Origin of the sequence: Kluyvera sp. CRP (genome assembly GCF_019930565.1) — a bacterium.
GTDB lineage: Bacteria > Pseudomonadota > Gammaproteobacteria > Enterobacterales > Enterobacteriaceae > Kluyvera > Kluyvera georgiana_A.
The window spans coordinates 4,136,763-4,153,918 of sequence record NZ_CP082841.1 but is presented as its reverse complement, the minus strand read 5'-3'; the positions used below and the strand labels follow the sequence as shown (position 1 = coordinate 4,153,918).

General features: G+C 53.8%; 18 protein-coding genes. 8 read left to right on the top strand and 10 right to left on the bottom strand.

Going from position 1 to position 17,156, the window contains the following annotated elements:
• Positions 1–3 precede the first annotated feature (3 nt).
• The gene (gene purT / locus K7B04_RS19685) at positions 4–1,182 is read right to left on the bottom strand and encodes a formate-dependent phosphoribosylglycinamide formyltransferase (RefSeq protein WP_163447980.1); all 1,179 of its coding nucleotides are present in this window, start codon (positions 1,180–1,182) and stop codon (positions 4–6) included.
• Positions 1,183–1,365: 183 nt separating this feature from the next.
• Here purT and K7B04_RS19680 point away from each other — a divergent pair, with 183 nt between their 5' ends.
• On the top strand, positions 1,366–2,007 hold the full coding sequence (locus K7B04_RS19680) for a tellurite resistance TerB family protein (protein ID WP_163447981.1): 642 nt from the start codon (positions 1,366–1,368) through the stop codon (positions 2,005–2,007).
• Between the two features lie 83 nt (positions 2,008–2,090).
• Positions 2,091–4,142: an oligopeptidase B gene (gene ptrB, locus K7B04_RS19675; protein ID WP_223802823.1), complete on the top strand. Its 2,052-nt coding sequence runs from the start codon at positions 2,091–2,093 to the stop codon at positions 4,140–4,142.
• Here the strand turns inward: ptrB and exoX are convergent, their stop codons facing one another.
• From exoX to K7B04_RS19660, 3 genes are all read right to left on the bottom strand, one after another.
• On the bottom strand, positions 4,143–4,802 hold the full coding sequence (gene exoX, locus K7B04_RS19670) for an exodeoxyribonuclease X (protein WP_163447983.1): 660 nt from the start codon (positions 4,800–4,802) through the stop codon (positions 4,143–4,145).
• A 22-nt stretch (positions 4,803–4,824) separates the two neighbouring features.
• On the bottom strand, positions 4,825–5,493 hold the full coding sequence (locus tag K7B04_RS19665; RefSeq protein WP_167575575.1) for a carbon-nitrogen hydrolase family protein: 669 nt from the start codon (positions 5,491–5,493) through the stop codon (positions 4,825–4,827).
• Between the two features lie 88 nt (positions 5,494–5,581).
• Positions 5,582–5,812, bottom strand: a complete 231-nt coding sequence (locus K7B04_RS19660; protein WP_064544733.1) for a DNA polymerase III subunit theta — start codon at positions 5,810–5,812, stop codon at positions 5,582–5,584.
• Positions 5,813–5,949: 137 nt separating this feature from the next.
• Here K7B04_RS19660 and yobA point away from each other — a divergent pair, with 137 nt between their 5' ends.
• From yobA to K7B04_RS19645, 3 genes are read left to right on the top strand one after another with little or no spacing between them, the layout of a single operon-like run.
• Positions 5,950–6,324, top strand: a complete 375-nt coding sequence (yobA, locus tag K7B04_RS19655) for a CopC domain-containing protein YobA (RefSeq protein WP_167575576.1) — start codon at positions 5,950–5,952, stop codon at positions 6,322–6,324.
• A gap of 2 nt (positions 6,325–6,326) precedes the next feature.
• Positions 6,327–7,196: a copper homeostasis membrane protein CopD gene (copD, locus tag K7B04_RS19650; protein WP_223802822.1), complete on the top strand. Its 870-nt coding sequence runs from the start codon at positions 6,327–6,329 to the stop codon at positions 7,194–7,196.
• Positions 7,197–7,208: 12 nt separating this feature from the next.
• Positions 7,209–7,547 (top strand): YebY family protein, encoded by a 339-nt coding sequence (locus K7B04_RS19645; protein ID WP_163448017.1) that lies wholly within the window; start codon positions 7,209–7,211, stop codon positions 7,545–7,547.
• 494 nt (positions 7,548–8,041) lie between these two features.
• Here K7B04_RS19645 and cspF read toward each other — a convergent pair whose 3' ends face one another.
• Complete coding sequence (gene cspF / locus K7B04_RS19640; protein WP_223802821.1) at positions 8,042–8,254, bottom strand: cold shock-like protein CspF; 213 nt, start codon at positions 8,252–8,254, stop codon at positions 8,042–8,044.
• 480 nt (positions 8,255–8,734) lie between these two features.
• Between cspF and K7B04_RS19635 the strand changes: the two genes are divergently transcribed.
• Both K7B04_RS19635 and uraH read left to right on the top strand, forming a co-directional pair.
• Positions 8,735–8,917, top strand: a complete 183-nt coding sequence (locus K7B04_RS19635) for a cold-shock protein (protein ID WP_167575579.1) — start codon at positions 8,735–8,737, stop codon at positions 8,915–8,917.
• A gap of 125 nt (positions 8,918–9,042) precedes the next feature.
• The gene (gene uraH / locus K7B04_RS19630; protein ID WP_223802820.1) at positions 9,043–9,453 is read left to right on the top strand and encodes a hydroxyisourate hydrolase; all 411 of its coding nucleotides are present in this window, start codon (positions 9,043–9,045) and stop codon (positions 9,451–9,453) included.
• 103 nt (positions 9,454–9,556) lie between these two features.
• Here the strand turns inward: uraH and K7B04_RS19625 are convergent, their stop codons facing one another.
• Positions 9,557–9,769 (bottom strand): KTSC domain-containing protein, encoded by a 213-nt coding sequence (locus K7B04_RS19625; protein WP_167575581.1) that lies wholly within the window; start codon positions 9,767–9,769, stop codon positions 9,557–9,559.
• A gap of 555 nt (positions 9,770–10,324) precedes the next feature.
• Here K7B04_RS19625 and lpxP point away from each other — a divergent pair.
• A complete protein-coding gene (gene lpxP, locus K7B04_RS19620; protein ID WP_223804199.1) occupies positions 10,325–11,260 on the top strand; it encodes a kdo(2)-lipid IV(A) palmitoleoyltransferase in 936 nt (311 codons plus the stop codon).
• A 31-nt stretch (positions 11,261–11,291) separates the two neighbouring features.
• On the opposite strand, the gene K7B04_RS19615 is transcribed toward lpxP, so the two are convergent.
• The 4 genes from K7B04_RS19615 to yebS all read right to left on the bottom strand — a co-directional run bounded on the left by K7B04_RS19615 (position 11,292) and on the right by yebS (position 17,052).
• The gene (locus tag K7B04_RS19615) at positions 11,292–11,531 is read right to left on the bottom strand and encodes a YebV family protein (RefSeq protein ID WP_163447991.1); all 240 of its coding nucleotides are present in this window, start codon (positions 11,529–11,531) and stop codon (positions 11,292–11,294) included.
• Between the two features lie 111 nt (positions 11,532–11,642).
• The gene (gene rsmF / locus K7B04_RS19610; protein WP_223802819.1) at positions 11,643–13,082 is read right to left on the bottom strand and encodes a 16S rRNA (cytosine(1407)-C(5))-methyltransferase RsmF; all 1,440 of its coding nucleotides are present in this window, start codon (positions 13,080–13,082) and stop codon (positions 11,643–11,645) included.
• Positions 13,083–13,166: 84 nt separating this feature from the next.
• Positions 13,167–15,800, bottom strand: a complete 2,634-nt coding sequence (locus K7B04_RS19605; protein WP_223802818.1) for a PqiB family protein — start codon at positions 15,798–15,800, stop codon at positions 13,167–13,169.
• On the bottom strand, positions 15,769–17,052 hold the full coding sequence (gene yebS, locus K7B04_RS19600) for a membrane integrity lipid transport subunit YebS (protein WP_167575584.1): 1,284 nt from the start codon (positions 17,050–17,052) through the stop codon (positions 15,769–15,771). Before yebS ends, K7B04_RS19605 begins: the two co-directional genes overlap by 32 nt.
• Positions 17,053–17,156 lie beyond the last annotated feature (104 nt).

The window sequence follows — 17,156 nt, the reverse complement described above, 5'->3', positions numbered from 1 at the left end:
TTCTTATTCCTGAATAACGACGGCGGCCGCAGCGATTTTGGCGCGTTCAACGGCATCTTCAACGCTATCGCCGGTGGCCAGCGCTACCCCCATGCGGCGTGAACCGGCGATATCCGGCTTACCGAACAGCCGCAGTTGCACACCCGCACCGAGCGCATTCTGCACGTTATCAAAGGTCACGTTGTTACTGGTCAGCGTTGGCAGCAGCACGGCAGAAGCGGAAGGGCCATACTGGCGAATGGCGCCAATTGGCAAGCCAAGGAAAGCACGCACATGCAGAGCGAACTCTGAAACGTCCTGCGAAATCAGCGTGACCATTCCGGTATCATGCGGACGCGGCGAAACTTCGCTAAACACCACATCGTCGCCACAGACAAACAGCTCAACGCCGAACAGGCCGTAGCCGCCGAGTGCCAGCACCACCTCGCGCGCGATTGCCTGCGCGCGCTCCAGCGCCAGCGCGCTCATCTGCTGCGGCTGCCAGGATTCACGGTAGTCGCCATCTTCCTGACGGTGGCCGACTGGCGCGCAAAAGTGCACGCCGTCTACGGCGTTAACGGTCAATAGGGTGATTTCAAAATCAAAATTGACGACCCCTTCGACGATTACGCGCCCGGCACCGGCGCGGCCGCCTTCCTGCGCGTACTGCCACGCCTGAGCGAGCTGGTCTTCACGGCGAATAAAGGTCTGGCCCTTGCCGGATGAGCTCATCACCGGTTTCACGATACACGGTAAGCCGATGTCGGCAACCGCCTGGCGAAACTGGGCTTCGCTATCGGCGAAGTGATAGGCTGAGGTTGGCAGCTTGAGGAGTTCTGCCGCCAGTCGGCGAATGCCTTCGCGGTTCATGGTCAGTTGGGTGGCGCGTGCGCAGGGCACGACGTGCTGACCCGCCTGCTCCAGTTCAATCAGCATATCGGTGGCGATAGCTTCAATCTCCGGCACGATATAGTGCGGTTTTTCCTGCTCAACCAGCGCTTTCAGCGCCGCGCCATCGAGCATGTTAATTACATAAGAACGATGCGCGACGTGCATCGCCGGGGCGTCGGCGTAGCGGTCAACGGCAATGGTTTCGATACCCAATCGCTGGCATTCGATCGCCACTTCCTTGCCTAACTCGCCGGAACCCAGAAGCATTACGCGCGTCGCAGCCGGACGCAGAGCTGTGCCTAATAACGTCATTTTACCTATTCCACCGTCTCACTAAAATTTGCCGCATTATAAACGAAAACGTTTGCGCGTGTCTCGTTGTCGGCAATCGGGCCGCGCTATCGCTGGATATTTGCGCATCTTTATGTGGAACAGACATATCCTGACATCAGCTCGCTTAGGCTGAGCATCTCACATATTTATACTGGAGGTCGTATGTCAGGCTGGCTTAATCAACTGCAGTCTCTGCTGGGGCAAAAATCGGGTAGCGGTAAAAGCGATCTCAGCCAAATGCTGGTGCCCGGCGCGTTAGGCGGCCTTGCTGGGCTACTATTGGCCAGTAAGTCGTCCCGAAAAATGCTGGCGAAGTACGGCACCGGCGCGTTGCTGGTGGGAGGCGGCGCAGTCGCTGGCAGCGTGCTGTGGAACAAGTATAAAGATAAATTACGCGCAGACCCACAAACCGCCAGCCAGTACGGTGAAGCGCCAGCGCCGCTGGATGTGCGTACCGAACGCTTGATTCTGGCGTTGGTCTTTGCGGCGAAGAGCGATGGACATATTGATGCCAAAGAACAGCAGGCCATTGAACAACAGCTGCGTGAAGCCGGCATTGAAGAGCAGGGGCGTGCGATGATTGCGCGGGCGATGGAACAACCTCTCGACCCTCAGCGTCTGGCAAGAGATGTGCATAATGAAGAAGAGGCGCTGGAACTGTACTTCATCAGCTGTGCGGCGATAGATATCGATCATTTTATGGAACGCAGCTATCTGAACGCGCTGGGCGAAGCGTTGAAACTGCCTCTGGAGGTCCGTGAGGGGATAGAACGCGATTTACAGCAGCAAAAACAGCAACTTTAATGCGTTTTATCACCGCTTTTGCTTGCATCATTGTGTAATTTGTCCACCCTTATAGGGTGTGACTAAAACAGAAGAATAACGAGATGCCGCCAAAAGCAAAACGGATCCCTCACGCCATGACCTTGCATGGCGATACGCGCATTGATAACTACTACTGGCTGCGCGATGACACGCGCGCCAGGCCCGCGGTTATCGACTATTTACAGCAGGAAAACGCCTATGGCCGCCAGGTGATGTCATCCCAGCAAAGCCTACAGGATCGCGTGCTGAAAGAGATTGTTGACCGAATCCCGCCGCGAGAGGTTTCCGCCCCTTACATTAAAAATGGCTATCGCTATCGCCAGGTCTTTGAGCCGGGGCGTGAATATGCCCTTTATCAACGCCAGGCGCTGGGAGAAGAGTCGTGGTCGCTGCTGATTGATGAAAACAAGCGCGCGGCACACAGCGAATTTTATACCCTTGGAGGGCTAAACGTTGCTCCCGACAATAATCTGCTGGCGGTAACCGAGGATTTCCTCTCGCGCCGCCAGTACGGCCTGCGGATTCGTCATCTGGAAAATGAGACCTGGTTACCGGAGGTGATTGAAAATGTTTCGCCGGGCGTGGTGTGGGCCAATGATTCTCGCTCGCTCTATTACGTACGCCAGCACCCGACGACGCTACTGCCGTGGCAGGTGTGGCGTCATCAGATAGGGGAACCCGGTACCCAGGACGAGCTTATCTATGAAGAGCAGGATGACACGTTCTACGTCAGCCTGCATAAGACATCGTCACGCCAGTTCGTGGTGATTGCCTTGTCCAGCGCGACAACCAGCGAAATGCTGCTGGTGGATGCCGATATCCCGGATGCGAAACCACAGACATTTTTAGCTCGCCGTAAAGATCATGAATACAGTCTTGATCACTACCAGGGACATTTTTATATTCGCTCAAACCGCGAAGGTAAAAACTTTGGCCTCTACCGGGGCGTAAACGGGGAAGAGGGCGAGTGGCAGACGATAATCGCCGCGCGCGATACGGTGATGCTGGAAGATTTCACGTTATTCCGCGACTGGCTGGTTGTAGAAGAGCGTCAGCGCGGATTAACCAGCCTGCGGCAGATTCACCGGCAAACTCATCAGGAGACGGCCATCGCCTTTGACGATCCGGCCTATGTCACCTGGATTGCCTATAATCCGGAACCGGAAACGGCCTGTTTGCGCTACGGCTACTCGTCGATGACCACGCCGGATACCTTGTTTGAGCTTGATATGGACAGCGGCGAGCGTCGCGTGCTCAAGCAGCAGGAGGTGAAAGGCTTCGACGCCAGTCGTTATCGCAGCGAACGCTTGTGGGTAACTGCGCGTGATGGCGCTGAGGTGCCGGTTTCGCTGGTCTATCGCCATGAGCATTTTCGTCGGGGTAAAAATCCGTTGCTGGTCTACGGCTATGGCTCTTACGGCGCCAGCATGGACGCCGATTTCAGCAGCAGTCGTCTGAGCCTGCTCGATCGCGGTTTCGTCTTTGCTATCGCTCACATTCGCGGTGGCGGCGAACTGGGGCAGCAGTGGTATGAAGACGGCAAATTCCTCAAAAAGCACAACACCTTTAACGACTATCTGGATGTCTGCGATGCGCTGCTGGCGAAGGGCTATGGCGCGCCGAATTTGTGCTATGGCATGGGCGGTAGCGCTGGCGGCATGCTGATGGGCACCGTTATCAACCAGCGACCCGAACTGTTCCACGGCGTCGTCGCGCAGGTACCGTTTGTGGATGTGCTGACCACGATGCTGGATGAGTCGATTCCGCTCACTACCGGCGAGTTTGAAGAGTGGGGCAATCCGCAGGATGAAACCTACTATCGCTATATGAAATCCTACAGCCCCTATGACAACGTACAGCCGCAGGTTTACCCGCACCTGCTGGTCACCAGCGGGTTGCATGACTCGCAGGTACAGTATTGGGAACCGGCAAAATGGGTGGCCAAACTACGCGAACTTAAGGTCGACGATAACCTGTTGCTACTGTGTACTAAGATGGATGCCGGGCACGGCGGTAAGTCCGGGCGCTATAAGAGCTATGAAGGGGTCGCGCTGGAGTATGCCTTCCTGATTGCCCTGGCGCAGGGAACCCTGCCAGGACAATCAGAGCGTTAGCTATTGGCCGAGGTAGTGCTTCAACGTTAAACGCAGTTCCGGGCTCATGCGGTCAAGGTTGTTAAACAGCCAGCGCAGGTAGCCCGGATCGTTTTTTGCCACTTCCGCCACTTCCTGTCCGCGGTATTTACCGAAGGTAAAGGTACGCAACAGCGCGGGGCGCCCGGTGACGTCAACCATCTGTTCCGGCGTCCAGCCAGAGGTTTGTATGATATCGATCAGCAGCGCGGCGGTGATGTAGCAGTCATACAGCGCGCGGTGGTGATGTAGCCCCGGCGGTGTGGCTACGTTCAGCTTGCGGGATTTGTATAACGCCATATTGCTGTACTTAATTCCCGGCCACAGGCGACGCGCCAGTTTCATGGTGCAAATCCACTCGCCATCCATCTCCGGCAACACGCGGCGGTCAAAGCTGGCGTTATGGGCGACATACCAGGGGCTTCCCTGGTAGAACGGCACGACGTCTTCAATCCACGGTTTATCGGCGACCATTTCTTCGGTAATCCGGTGGATCGCCATCGCCTGCGCGCTGATGGGGCGGTCGGGTCGAACCAGGTGACTCATCGGGTTGACGATTTGCCCGTCAATAACATCGACGGAGGCAATCTCCACGACGCCTCCTTGCAGGTCACAGGTTTCGGTATCAATAACGCGCAGCATGGCGAACTCCCGGCCAAAAGGACTAGCGTAATGGAATGATCTCGCCTTGCCAACCCTGAGCGCTTTTTCTGCCGGTGAGCAGCAATTCTCCGCTGTCGGCCCGAACGATCAGCTGGCCATTCTCATCCCACAGCGCGCTGCCTCCGGAAAAGGTTCCGCTGGCGTAATTCGACTTCAATACCGCGATGGCGTACTTATGCGCAAACCGCTGCAGACGTTGGGTGATACGCTGCTGCTGTGGTTCCGCCATGCAGCTGACGGTCGCCAGCAGCGAGGCCTGAGGGGAAAGCTCACAACCTTCGTGGTTTAGCTCAAAGACGCTGACCTGATCCGATTCTGGCGCCAGGCAAGTACCGTGCCCCTGCTGTTGCTTAATCGGCGCGTCGGCATCGGGCGCGAAAATCACGATTCCCTTAATACGTTTGCCCGCGTTCTCCACTGGCAGCCCGGCAATGATGGTCATCCGGTGGCGCTGCGCGGCATCGCGCAGCGGTTGCAGCTGGCTATCACATGGCGGCGCGGGGAGCGTGTGCTCGTCGTTGGGGCCGGTAAGGGAGAGTTCAGGAAAGATGAGCACTTTACACGCCTGTTCGGCTGCGGCGTCAATAAAGCGCAAATGGTGAGTGATGTTGTCTGCGATATCTCCCCTTCGGGGCGCATATTGCGCTGCAGCAATAGTCCATGTCAGCATCGTTGCGTCCTTCAACACGTTGTCAGCGAGTTTTATTCCGGACAATAGTAACAAGTCTGATGTAAGGAATTGTAACTAACAGTAATAATTATTTCTGTTTCGGCTCATACGGCAGACGGGAAAGGTTTACCGATGCTAAACGATGCGCAATGAGCCGCTCGCGAAACCAGTCGCGCAGGTGCGCTGGCTGTTCACGCTCGACGACTTCGGCTACAACCGGCATGTTATATCGCTCTTTGAAGGCAACGCCCGCCGCGGCAAGATCGACGTTAACTTTATCCATTTCCTGCTGAGGCAGGGCAGCCAGATTGGTTTGCATGGTTTTCTCCTTGGGAATACGCGCAAAAGTTACTAAGAGTCTCGCAAAATGGCAAGTCCGGAGGGCGCTCATCTCGACGTGAACATTATACAGCGTTATTCTTTGACTTATATTGATAACAAAAGGGAATGATGGAAATGAAATTCACCGCGCCTCGCACGCTCTGCGCCACACTGCTTCTTCTGAGTGCCTTCGGCTCCTCGCCCGTATGGGCTCACGCTCACCTGCAACAACAAACACCTGCCGCCAATGCTGAAATCACGTCGACGCCGCAAACGCTGACGCTTAATTTTTCTGAAGGTATTGAGGCTAACTTTAGCGGCGTTAAGCTGATCGGCCCGGAGCAACAGGTTGTTGACACAGGCAAGGCGACGCGCAGCGAAAATGACAAAACGCAGCTGATTGTTCCGTTATCCCAAACGCTGACGCCTGGTCTGTATACCGTTGAGTGGCACGTGGTGTCGGTTGACGGGCACAAAACGAAAGGTCAGTACCAGTTTAGCGTGAAGTAACCATGCTAGCGGCACTCTATATTGGTCTGCGATTTATTCATTTTGCCTCGCTGATGGTGGCCTTCGGCTGCACGCTTTACGCGGGCTGGTGGGCGCCATCTGAACTACGCCGACTGTTGATACAGCGTTTTTCCCAGCTGTTGCGTAGCTCGTTAGGGCTGAGTGTGCTGTCGGCTATGCTGATGCTGGTGGCGCAAGGTGGGTTAATGGGGGAGGGCTGGTCAGACACCTGGCGCCCGGAGGTCTGGCAGGCGGTACTGCATACGCAGTTTGGCAGCGTATGGCTGTGGGAAATCGTGCTGGCGTGGGTGGCGCTGGGTATAGCGTGTGTACAGCCACGGCAGATGATGCGGCGACTTTTGCTTCTGTGCGTCGCGCAGTTTATTCTGCTGGCTGGCGTTGGCCATGCGGCGATGTATGAAGGCGCAGTCGGGGTGGCACAGCGCATTAATCACGCCGCGCATCTACTTTGCGCTGCGGCGTGGGCCGGCGGGCTGGTCCCCTTTTTGTACTGTTTGCGGTTGGCAAAAGGCCGCTGGCGCAAGCTCGCCATTACGACGATGATGCGTTACTCCCGTTATGGGCATCTTGCCGTGGCAGGTGCGGTAGCAACGGGGCTGGTCAATACCTGGATGATTCAGGGTGGTTTCACCGCCTCGACCCCGTACGGCGTTGCGCTGTGGGGGAAAGTGGGATTGGTCGCACTGATGATTATCATGGCGCTGTTTAACCGCTATTTACTGGTGCCGAAGATGACGGCGGCGAATGGATGGGCGCAGCGCGTCTTTTTACGTACCACGCAGGTGGAAATTGTTTTGGCGGCGCTGGTGCTGGCGTGCGTCAGCCTTTTTGCCACCTGGGAACCTTTTTAATTGAACTGGCGAATTATGAAAAAGATTATTCTCTCTTTGTTGTTGTTAACCACTGCCAGCAGCGCGCTGGCAGCGCAGGTCATTACCGTCAGCCGCTTCGAGGTGGGAAAAGAGAAGTGGGCATTTAATCGCGAAGAGGTCATGCTGACTTGCCGTGCGGATAATGCGCTGTATGTGATTAACCCGAGCACACTGGTGCAGTATCCGCTGAACGATGTGGCAGAGCAGCAGGTAAAGGCCGGTAAGACTCAGGCGCAGCCGTTGAGCGTAATTCAGATTGACGATCCGAATCAGCCTGGGGTGAAAATGAGCCTTGCGCCATTTATCGAGCGCGCAGAGAAACTTTGCTGATACATAGCAAATCTCTTTAATATTCAATAAAAAACCGCAACTATTCTCGCTGAATGGTTGCGGTTTTTTTTATGCTATGCCGTTTATTCGACGAAAATTTTCCACTCACCAGGCCTGTGGACTGGAAAAGCTGTCACGGTCATCTATTCTTATAAAGCAAGGCGACTTAGCCTGCATTAATGCCAACTTTTAGCGCACGGCTCTCTCCCAAGAGCCATTTCCCTGGACCGAATACAGGAATCGTATTCGGTCTCTTTTTATCTGTATCATTCTATTGGTTATTTACATCGGGGGTTTTCCCCACCCGATGAAAATCTCCTGCAATCTCCATATGCTCTCTAAACCATATCATACTCAGCACCACGCCCGTCCAGATCTTTTTGCGTTATTGTTAAATTTTTGTGTTCTGCCAGTCGGGGGGTAATGTCATCATCACGTGCCTTTGTATAAGAGTCAGTTTGATAAGCTGCGAAAGTGCGATGAACGGTAGAAGATCAGGATAGGTAGATGTTCGCAGCCGTCGGTCCTTTCAGGCCGTTGATACGACAAAACTCAACGCGGACGCCAGGTATCAGGGATTCAGATTCACTGCTATACACTGCGGAGATATGAAGTAAAACGTCTTTTCGACCATCTGATGGGGTGATAAAACCTTTGCCGCTAAGGGCATCAAAACTTTTGACAATTCCTGTCATTTTACGAGACAAATAGATTCCTTTTAAAAAAACTCGGGCAAACTATACGCTTAAAAAAATAAAAAGCGAATTTTATCGCCATATTTCAATAAAGACTGCTGGACGGCTAAAATAAAATTTGCTAATCATCGCGGAACATGCATTAATGGTAATGGCAGTTATGCAATGCATACAACGTAAAACATTCTACTGAGTAGTCCTCATCGTCTGGCGCTATCGCTGATATCTTCTCTCTTTGAATTCAACGTACAATATCTGCGTTTCAGGGAAATGATTTAAATACCCTATTTGAAGGGCGCAATGTTGAGTTTGCCATTCAGCAAGGTCTGGCGTCAGAATTTTCTGTGTCAGATATTTCCTGGTTCAAAGGGCTGACAGCCTACACATTTATTCAGAGCATCGCTGGTGTTTTATTGCATAAAGTTAAAATTTCAATGAATGCAATGTTGTTGAAACACAAAGTGAAGTTTCTCCCCTTAAGAGGTATATCTTATGAATTTAAATATTCATTTTCGGTGCCCATGTTGTCATGGCTCCCAATATCGAACATCAGTATTTGATGTTTCAGAGAAAAATCCATTTGGCGCAAAATGTATTTTTTGCAAAACCAATATGGTGTTTAATGAAACTGCAACCGTCAGGGGCAGGGATAGAGCACCGAGCGTTGCCGTCTAGTCTGATGTGCTAAAGAGTAAAAACAGCTGTTTTTGTGTGCTGAAGAAATCATAACAAAAAGTTGAATTTTCTTTGTCAAAAACATGTTTAAGCTTGACCTGTGTCTTTAATCACAGGAAGAAAAAATGAACAAAATAATGAGTCTGATGTTGCTGTCTACCGTGGTCTTCGCACCGGCTGCGTTTAGTGCGCCAGCAGGAACCCTTAGCGTTCATATTCTCAACCAGCAAACAGGAATCCCTTCAAAAGACGTTGATGTCACTCTGGAAAAACAACAGTCGACAGGTTGGGATATGCTTGCGCAAGGGAAAACAGATAGCGATGGCCGTATTAAGTCCTTGTACCCTGAAGACAAGGATATGCAGCCAGGGGTGTACAGAGTGACGTTCAAAACAGGCGATTATTTTAAGCGCGAAAAGCTGACCTCATTCTTCCCTGAGGTGCCGGTGTTGTTCACCGTGACGAAGACAAACGAAAAGCTTCATATTCCTCTCTTGCTAAGTCAGTACGGATACTCGACTTACAAAGGGAGTTGATACTGGTCACAGCACCACGCATCTTAGCCACTCAGCCAGCCTAACCGCTGGCTTTTTGTTTTCTATTATGGCGATGTACAGTATGCAAATCCTGATAGGGTGCTTAGCCTATTTTTCGGCAGAGGAATTTGTCTTTAATGACCCCATCAAAAAAGCGTCCTTTTGACTTCACGCTGAGAAATGTTTCATACGTTTTTGAGGTGACGCCGACATACTGGTAAATGCCTGAACTGAAGAACTCTATTTCCAGTGTTTTTTGCTTTGCATCATAACCAATTGATTTAATTCTTGATGATGAGACGTTCTGACGCTGCATTATGTTCTGATTACTCCCTTCATCTTTTGAGTTGCAGGTGGGCCAACTCGATTGAGCCCTTATCTTAACGCTTACTGAAGATTCATCCGCGAAAATTTGATCGCAAAGAAGAATTTTCTTATCTCTCATATGCGCAGGGAAGGTGAGGGTAGCCAGGAATCTTACCCGATTTCTTTAAGTTCTGTTCCAAACATAACCGAGAGTCAAAACATCACGCGTTGTCGCACTGATAAAAAGAAAAATGATTAAAATCATCACGTTAAAAGTTTCATAACCCGCTAATAATATGAAAAGTTAGCATTAAAAAAATAATTTTGTAATGTGAATTAAATTCTCTATTTTTTTGCAGCAAAAAGGCGCATGCTTGCGGCGAGTTGAGCCACAGCCTGCCACCCCCGCCTCATGCCTCTGATACCAGCCGTTTGTAAATAAACGTCCGGGAAGTGAATTTGTCGAATGCAGCAGGGTCCAACATATACACAAACGCATAAAGATGAATGAACGGAATCGATTCTCCTTAAGTGTTACCCTTGCATTTCGTTGCTGGAAAGAATGATGTTTAAAAATTTTGATACCGCTTTACTTCACCCGCGCAACGGGCTGAAGTGGTTCGCTCTGGCCGCCTTATGGCTGGTTGTACAGTTACCTTACCCCGTTTTACATCTCCTTGGCACGTCGCTGGGTAAAGCATCCCGACGCTTTCTAAAACGCCGGGAGCAGATTGCGGCACGTAATATTGAACTTTGTTTCCCGCATATGGATGCCGCGGACCGTGAGACGCTGATCGAGCAAAACTTTATGTCTCTGGGCATGGGGCTGATTGAAACCGGGATGGCCTGGTTCTGGAGCGATGCCCGCGTCAAAAAATGGTTTGATGTGGAAGGGTACGCCAACCTGATGAACGCGTTGAAAGAGCAGCGCGGCGTTATGGTGGTTGGCGTTCACTTCATGTCTCTGGAGCTGGGTGGCCGTGCGATGGGGCTGTGTCGTCCGATGATGGCGACCTATCGTCCGCACAACGATCCGCTAATGGAATGGGTGCAGACTACCGGGCGTCTGCGTTCGAATAAAGCGATGATTGACCGTCGTAACTTGCGGGGTCTGGTGCAGGCGCTGAAGGCCGGTGAAGCGGTATGGTTCGCGCCCGATCAGGACTACGGCCCGAAAGGCAGCGTTTTTGCGCCGTTTTTCTCTGTCAACGAGGCGGCAACCACCAATGGAACAAACGTACTGTCACGTCTTTCCGGCGCGGCCATGCTGACGGTGACCATGGTGCGTAAACCTTGCCAGAAAGGTTATACCCTGCATATCAGCGAAGCGATGACAGACTATCCGAGTGGGGATGAGATCCCCGCTGCCAGCTATATGAATAAAATTATCGAGCGTGAGATTTTACGGGCACCGGAGCAATATCTGTGGGTGCATCGCCGCTTTAAAACCCGACCTCATGGTCAAGCATCATTGTACACTGTGGTGCCGCACGCCAAATAAATAACCCGCCTGTGGGCGGGTTCCTTTTGGGTTAGACAAGCCGCATAACCCAGGCATCGGACGGTTGATCGTAGTGCTTGCGATAAAGAACGGAACGTTCGCCATCAAGAAGGGCCGGGATGCTGGTGTCGGCGTCCCAGGCATCCAACTGCATACATAAATCGGGATCGGACTTACAAGGGATACTTAACGTTCGCTCGCCGTGTTGATCGGCATGCAGCACGGCGTCATCAATTTCGAATGCGCCAATGCGTACGCTGGTTTTACTCATCATGCTCTCCGTTAATCTGCTGACCGTTGTGGTACGACCAGTTAAGCCGTACCTTTTCAGCGTAGTCAACGTCGAGAATTACGCCAGTTAAAAAGTGCGCTTTTTTGTCCGCTACTCCGACCTGCTGGCGAACAGTTTCCCATCTCGTACCAATTCGCGGGGATAACTGTTTTTCAATCGTGAACCAATGCGCTTTGCCAGCCCCAGCGGGAATCCCTGGAAGGTGACAATCACGTCGTCGTGAGCGGGCGGCTGTTGCGGATAGACGTCGCGGCCACGATACCATTCCTGCGCTTCTTCCAGCGTCAGCTCATGCCCCAGCTTTTGCGTATTAGCCAGCGCAACGACCGCTTCGTGCTGCCAGCGAAAACCTTTGTTGTGCGTTTCGGCAAGTTTCAGCCCAATACGGGAAAAACGAACTTTACCCAGCAGCGGCGCGATTTCGGTAGGGAACAGCCAAACCTCTTTGTCGCGCTGCCAGAGCGTTTGCGCCTCATCCCATTCAATGCCCACGCTGCGCGCTGCACTCTCAACGGCAGCGGATTCGCGCGTTTTCATCGGGGTGAACGGGAATTTACCCACCTTGTAGCCCGGCGCTGGCAGCGCTTCAATCGCCGCGGTCTTACGCAGTCGAGCGACGAAGAATCCTTCACAGTCATAAATTTGTGGGAACACGTGCAGGAAGCCTTCAGGCGTCAATGCCTGGTCAGCGCTAGCGAAGAGTTCACCCAAAGGCATAATCTCGACTTCCTGCGGATAACGCGCGAGCAGCCAGGCGACGACCGACTCGTTCTCGTCGCGGTTCAGCGTACAGGTCGAGTAGACCAGTGTGCCGCCCGGACGCAGCGCGTGGAAAGCGCTGTCGATCAGCTCGCGTTGGGTTTCGGCGATCGCCTGGTTACTCGCCAGCGACCAGTTCTTCAACGCATCGGGATCTTTACGCACCACGCCTTCGCCGGAACAGGGGGCATCGAGCAGGATGGCATCAAAGCACTCGGGTAAGGCGGCGCCGAACACGCGGCCGTCAAAGTGTGTGAGCGCGGTATTGCTGATGCCGCAACGGCTGATATTGGCGTGCAGCACTTTGACCCGGCTGGCGGAGAATTCGTTGGCCAGCAGCATACCGCGGTTGCCCATTCTGGCGGCAATCTGCGTGGTCTTCGAGCCCGGGGCCGCGGCAACGTCCATTACCCGAACCGGCTGCAGTCCGTCGGCAAACAGTGCCGCTACCGGCAGCATGGAACTGGCTTCCTGAATATAAAATAGCCCGCTCAGATGTTCAGCGGTACTGCCCAGCGGCAGTGCGTCCTCGTCATCACGCTCAATCCAGAAGCCTTCCGCACACCAGGGGACCGGGGTCAGTTGCCAGCCATAAGGGGCGACCAGAGTGAGGAAATCATCAACCGTGATTTTCAGCGTATTCACGCGAATACTGCGACGCAGCGGGCGCTGGCAGGCGGCAAGGAATGCGTCAAACGAGAGATGAGCCGGCATGGCCTCACGCATCTGCGCGAGGAATTCATCAGGAAAATAGACAGAGTTTTGAGCCACTGGCGAATACCACAAGGAGATAAAGAGCGCGCAGTCTATCATAAAACGCGCCGGTGACGGGACACCGGCGCGTGAGGGAGGGCGTTAACGCGGAAGCGCGGTACCCCATTCGCGCCACTCTTTCGGCTCGGACTCGAGCAGCAGGAAGTGTTTGCCTTCCTGCGCCTTCGGTGCCAGAGGCGTTCCTGGCGGCGTGGCGAAAGCGATACCGCCACGAATGAACTGATTGAAGGTGCCGGTCTTCACCACACCTCCAATCAGGCCAAAGTCGAGACTGTAGCCGGAAGCCAGCCAGAAGACCGAGTTGTTACGCACCAGATGCTGATAGCGCTGGCCGATGCGCATTTCAATCATCACCCGGTCAGAGAGGCTACCGAGATGCAGGCCGGTAACGGTACCGACTTCGATTCCCCGGAACAGCACCGGTGTACCGATACTCAACGAACCGGATTCCGGCGCTTCCACGACCACGTTCAGGCCGTTGAGGTAGCGTGAATCGGAAATGGTCGCCTCCTGAAGTTCAAAATCGCGACGCAGCTCACCGTGACCCGGCTCAACGTTGACGTACGGCTGGAGCAGGGTATCCAGGTGTTCAACGCCGGCCGCTGAGATTTGCGGTGTGATCACGGAGAAACGGGTACCGCGGCGGGCGAAGGTATTCACATACTCAGGGTAAAGAACCGCGCTGGCCTGCACTTCATTGCGCGAGGCATTGAGATCCAGACTTTGTACCTGCCCAATATCGATACCGAGATAACGAATCGGCATGCCCGCTGATAGTTTATCCGCATCAAAGGCATGCAGGGTGATCTGCCCGCCAACGGCGCGCGCGGCGGTTTCTGAAGGGAACAGGACGCGCTTGTCGCCCTTGCGGGTTCCATTATTCGCTTCACTGATGTTATCAAAGCTGACTGCGCCTTTTAACGCCCGTGAAAGCGGGGAAGCCTGCACTGTCAGCCCGCTGCCGTTCAACTGCACTTTCGCGCCGCCTTCGGCCCAGAACACGCTGTTCGGGGTCAGCAGCGAACGGTATTCCGGCTTAATATGCACCGCGATATCAAACGCGTTGGCGCGCGGTTGTACGGAGGTGATTTCACCCACCTCAAACTTACGGTATAGCACGACGGAACCGGTCTGAATATCCGGAAGCGTGTCGGCGGTGAGCATCAACGTGGTTGTCGGGAAATCGCTAAGATTATTTTCCTGTGCTTTTTCCAGATTGGCGAACAGCGGGTAGCTGGCTTTCATCGCTCCCTTTTCTCCGGGTAAAATGCGAATGCCGCCGCTCAGCCATTCATTGGCGCTGGCCCCGAGGAACTCTACACCGTCGATACCGACTTTGACGTCCATTTTGCTGTTCACGACAAACTTGCTGTCGCCGTGCAGCAGGTCACGGTATTGCGGATCGATGGCGATGGCGAAACTGATACCTTTGGCGTTCAGCGTACGCTCCATGACCTGGCCGATGCGCACGCCATGTAGCATGATAGGCTGCCCGGCGTCGATGCCATAGCTCTCAGGCGCGGTCAGCGTTAGCGTCAACACGCCGGGCTGCTGCAACAATGTTTTATCCGCAGCGAGTACGGTAAAGCGATCCTTTGGCGCGCCTTCACCCGGCACCAACTCAAAGGTACTGCCAGTGAGCAACTGACTTAGATTGGTGTTTTCCAGCGACAGCTTCGGTTGACGGAGTTCAATGCGCGTATTTTCGCGCAGCAGCGATACCACGCTCGGGTCGACGGTCATTTCGCCGGTGACCGAACTGTCCGGATTGAGCGTCATTTTTGTCAGTTGACCGACTTCCAGCCCCTGATACAGCATCGGCGTCGATCCCGCTTTCAGCCCATCGCCGTTCGGCAACTGCAGCTGAATAAGCACGCCGCGCTGGCTGTGGGCCAGATCTTCATAGAGGCCAAACTCATCGTTCTGCCCGGCGGCCTGGGAATCGGATGGCGAGTCGAAAGCAATCGCACCGTTAACCAGCGCGGCCAGACTCTCCAACTGCACCTTCGCGCCGCTAAGGCCAACGTCGGCTTTCACGCCGGAGACATTCCAGAAGCGGCTGCCTTTTTTCACCAGATTGGTGAACCGGCGCTCGATCAGCACGTCAATGGTGACGCCCTGATTATTCGGATTGATCGTGTAGTCGTAGACGCGGCCAACCGGAATTTTGCGGAAGTAAACCAACGACCCGGTATTGAGCGAACCGAGGTCCGGCGCGTGCAGGTGGATCATCAGCTCGCCGTTGTTCAGGCGGTATTTCGGCTGTGTGTCGAGGGCGGTGAAATGGTCACGCGGTTCGCCTTTACCGGGCATCATGCCGATATAGTTACCGCCGACCAGCGCATCCAGCCCGGAAACACCTGCGAGAGAGGCTTTCGGCGTGACCAGCCAGAATTGGGTATCTGCCCGCAGTGCGTCTTCCATATCGCTTTTGATGCTGGCGCGGACCTCAATTTTGCTGCGGTCACGGGCCAGGCGGATATCCTGAACCGTTCCCACCTCAACGCCCTGGAAGCGTACCGGCGTGCGGCCGGGAACAATACCATCCGCCGACATAAAGTCGATGGTGATGGTCGCTCCCCGGTCTTCGTAGCTGTTCCAGATAAGCCAGCCGGCAATCATCAGCGCGATGACCGGTAATAGCCAGAACGGTGAAATGCGACGTTTTGTTTTAATTCGCGCCTCAGTCTGTGAAGCGGGCGTTTCCTGACTCATGTGCGTCCCAAAGTAAGCGGCTGTCCAGCCATTCAACAGCAAGAATAGTTAATATTACCGCAGCGCCAAAATAAAACGCAGCGGGACCCATCGTAAAGGCGAGAAGTTGATCGCGATTGATGAGCGACATGGTTAACGAAATAACAAACAGATCGAGCATTGACCAGCGGCCAATCCAGGTGACGAAACGCAGCAGCAGGATGCGCGTCCGCAGCCCTTGTTCGCACTTAAAGTGGATGCTGATAAGCAACGTCAGCATCACGATAATTTTGGTAAAGGGGACCAGGATACTGGCAAAAAAGACTACCGCCGCCACCGCCACGTTGCTATTGGCCAGCGACAGGATCCCGGAAAGAATCGTATCGTCCTGGCGGCCGCCATTGACATAGATAATGGAAATAGGCAGCAGGTTGGCGGGGAGCAGAAAAACAATCGAGCTGATCAGCGCCGCCCAGCTTTTTTGCAGACTGTGTTTGCCGCGGTGATAAAGCGGTGTATGACAGCGGCGGCAGCGACCGCGCATATCCGGGAAACCGGTATAATGGCAACTGCGGCACACCTGGAGCGCGCCGTCAGGCCGCGTGGCGGGGCGCTGGGGATAGAAGCGTTCCCAAAGCTGTTCGACGTTTAGATGAATCAGCGTCAGGATACTGAGCACTACCAGCGAGATATAAGCCAGCAGACCCAGGCCAGGTTGCAGGAACGCGTAGTCCTGCACCTTAATCGAGGCCACGGCGATACCGACCAGGTAGATGTCGAGCATCACCCACTCTTTCAATTTATCGAGCATCAGCAGGACAGGACGAAGATTCATCCCTAAAATGTTACCGAGCCACAAATAGGCGATGGACGTCACCAGCACCGCGGGAGCGGCGACGGTGCAGAAAAACACCATCGCGGCGGTGATGGGGTGTCCGCTATCGGTCATCAGCCAGATCCCATGCAGCAGATTGGCGTCAATGCGGACGCCGAGCAGATACAGCCGCAGCAGCGGTTCGCTCCAGGCGAAGGGCATCAGCAGCAGCATGGCAATCGCCATGGCGCCCAGACGGGTTAACGACCAGTCTCGGCCGTCGCGCACTTTGGCGTTACAGCGTGGGCAATAGGCGCTTTGCGATGATTTTACGACCGGTAACCGAAAAAGCATATCGCACTGCGGGCAACGTTGGTAATGTGCCCACGGCAAAGGTTCTCTGACCGTGTGAATTCGTATTTTTTTCGTCGGCGTTATACGTGATGTTTTCAGTGCCATTTATTACATTGATAAATGAATGTATAACTCTATCTTAACCTAAGTATGGATTCATCTTGAGCCCGAACGCACTTAATGCGTATTTTATAAGGGCCCAGGCAAGG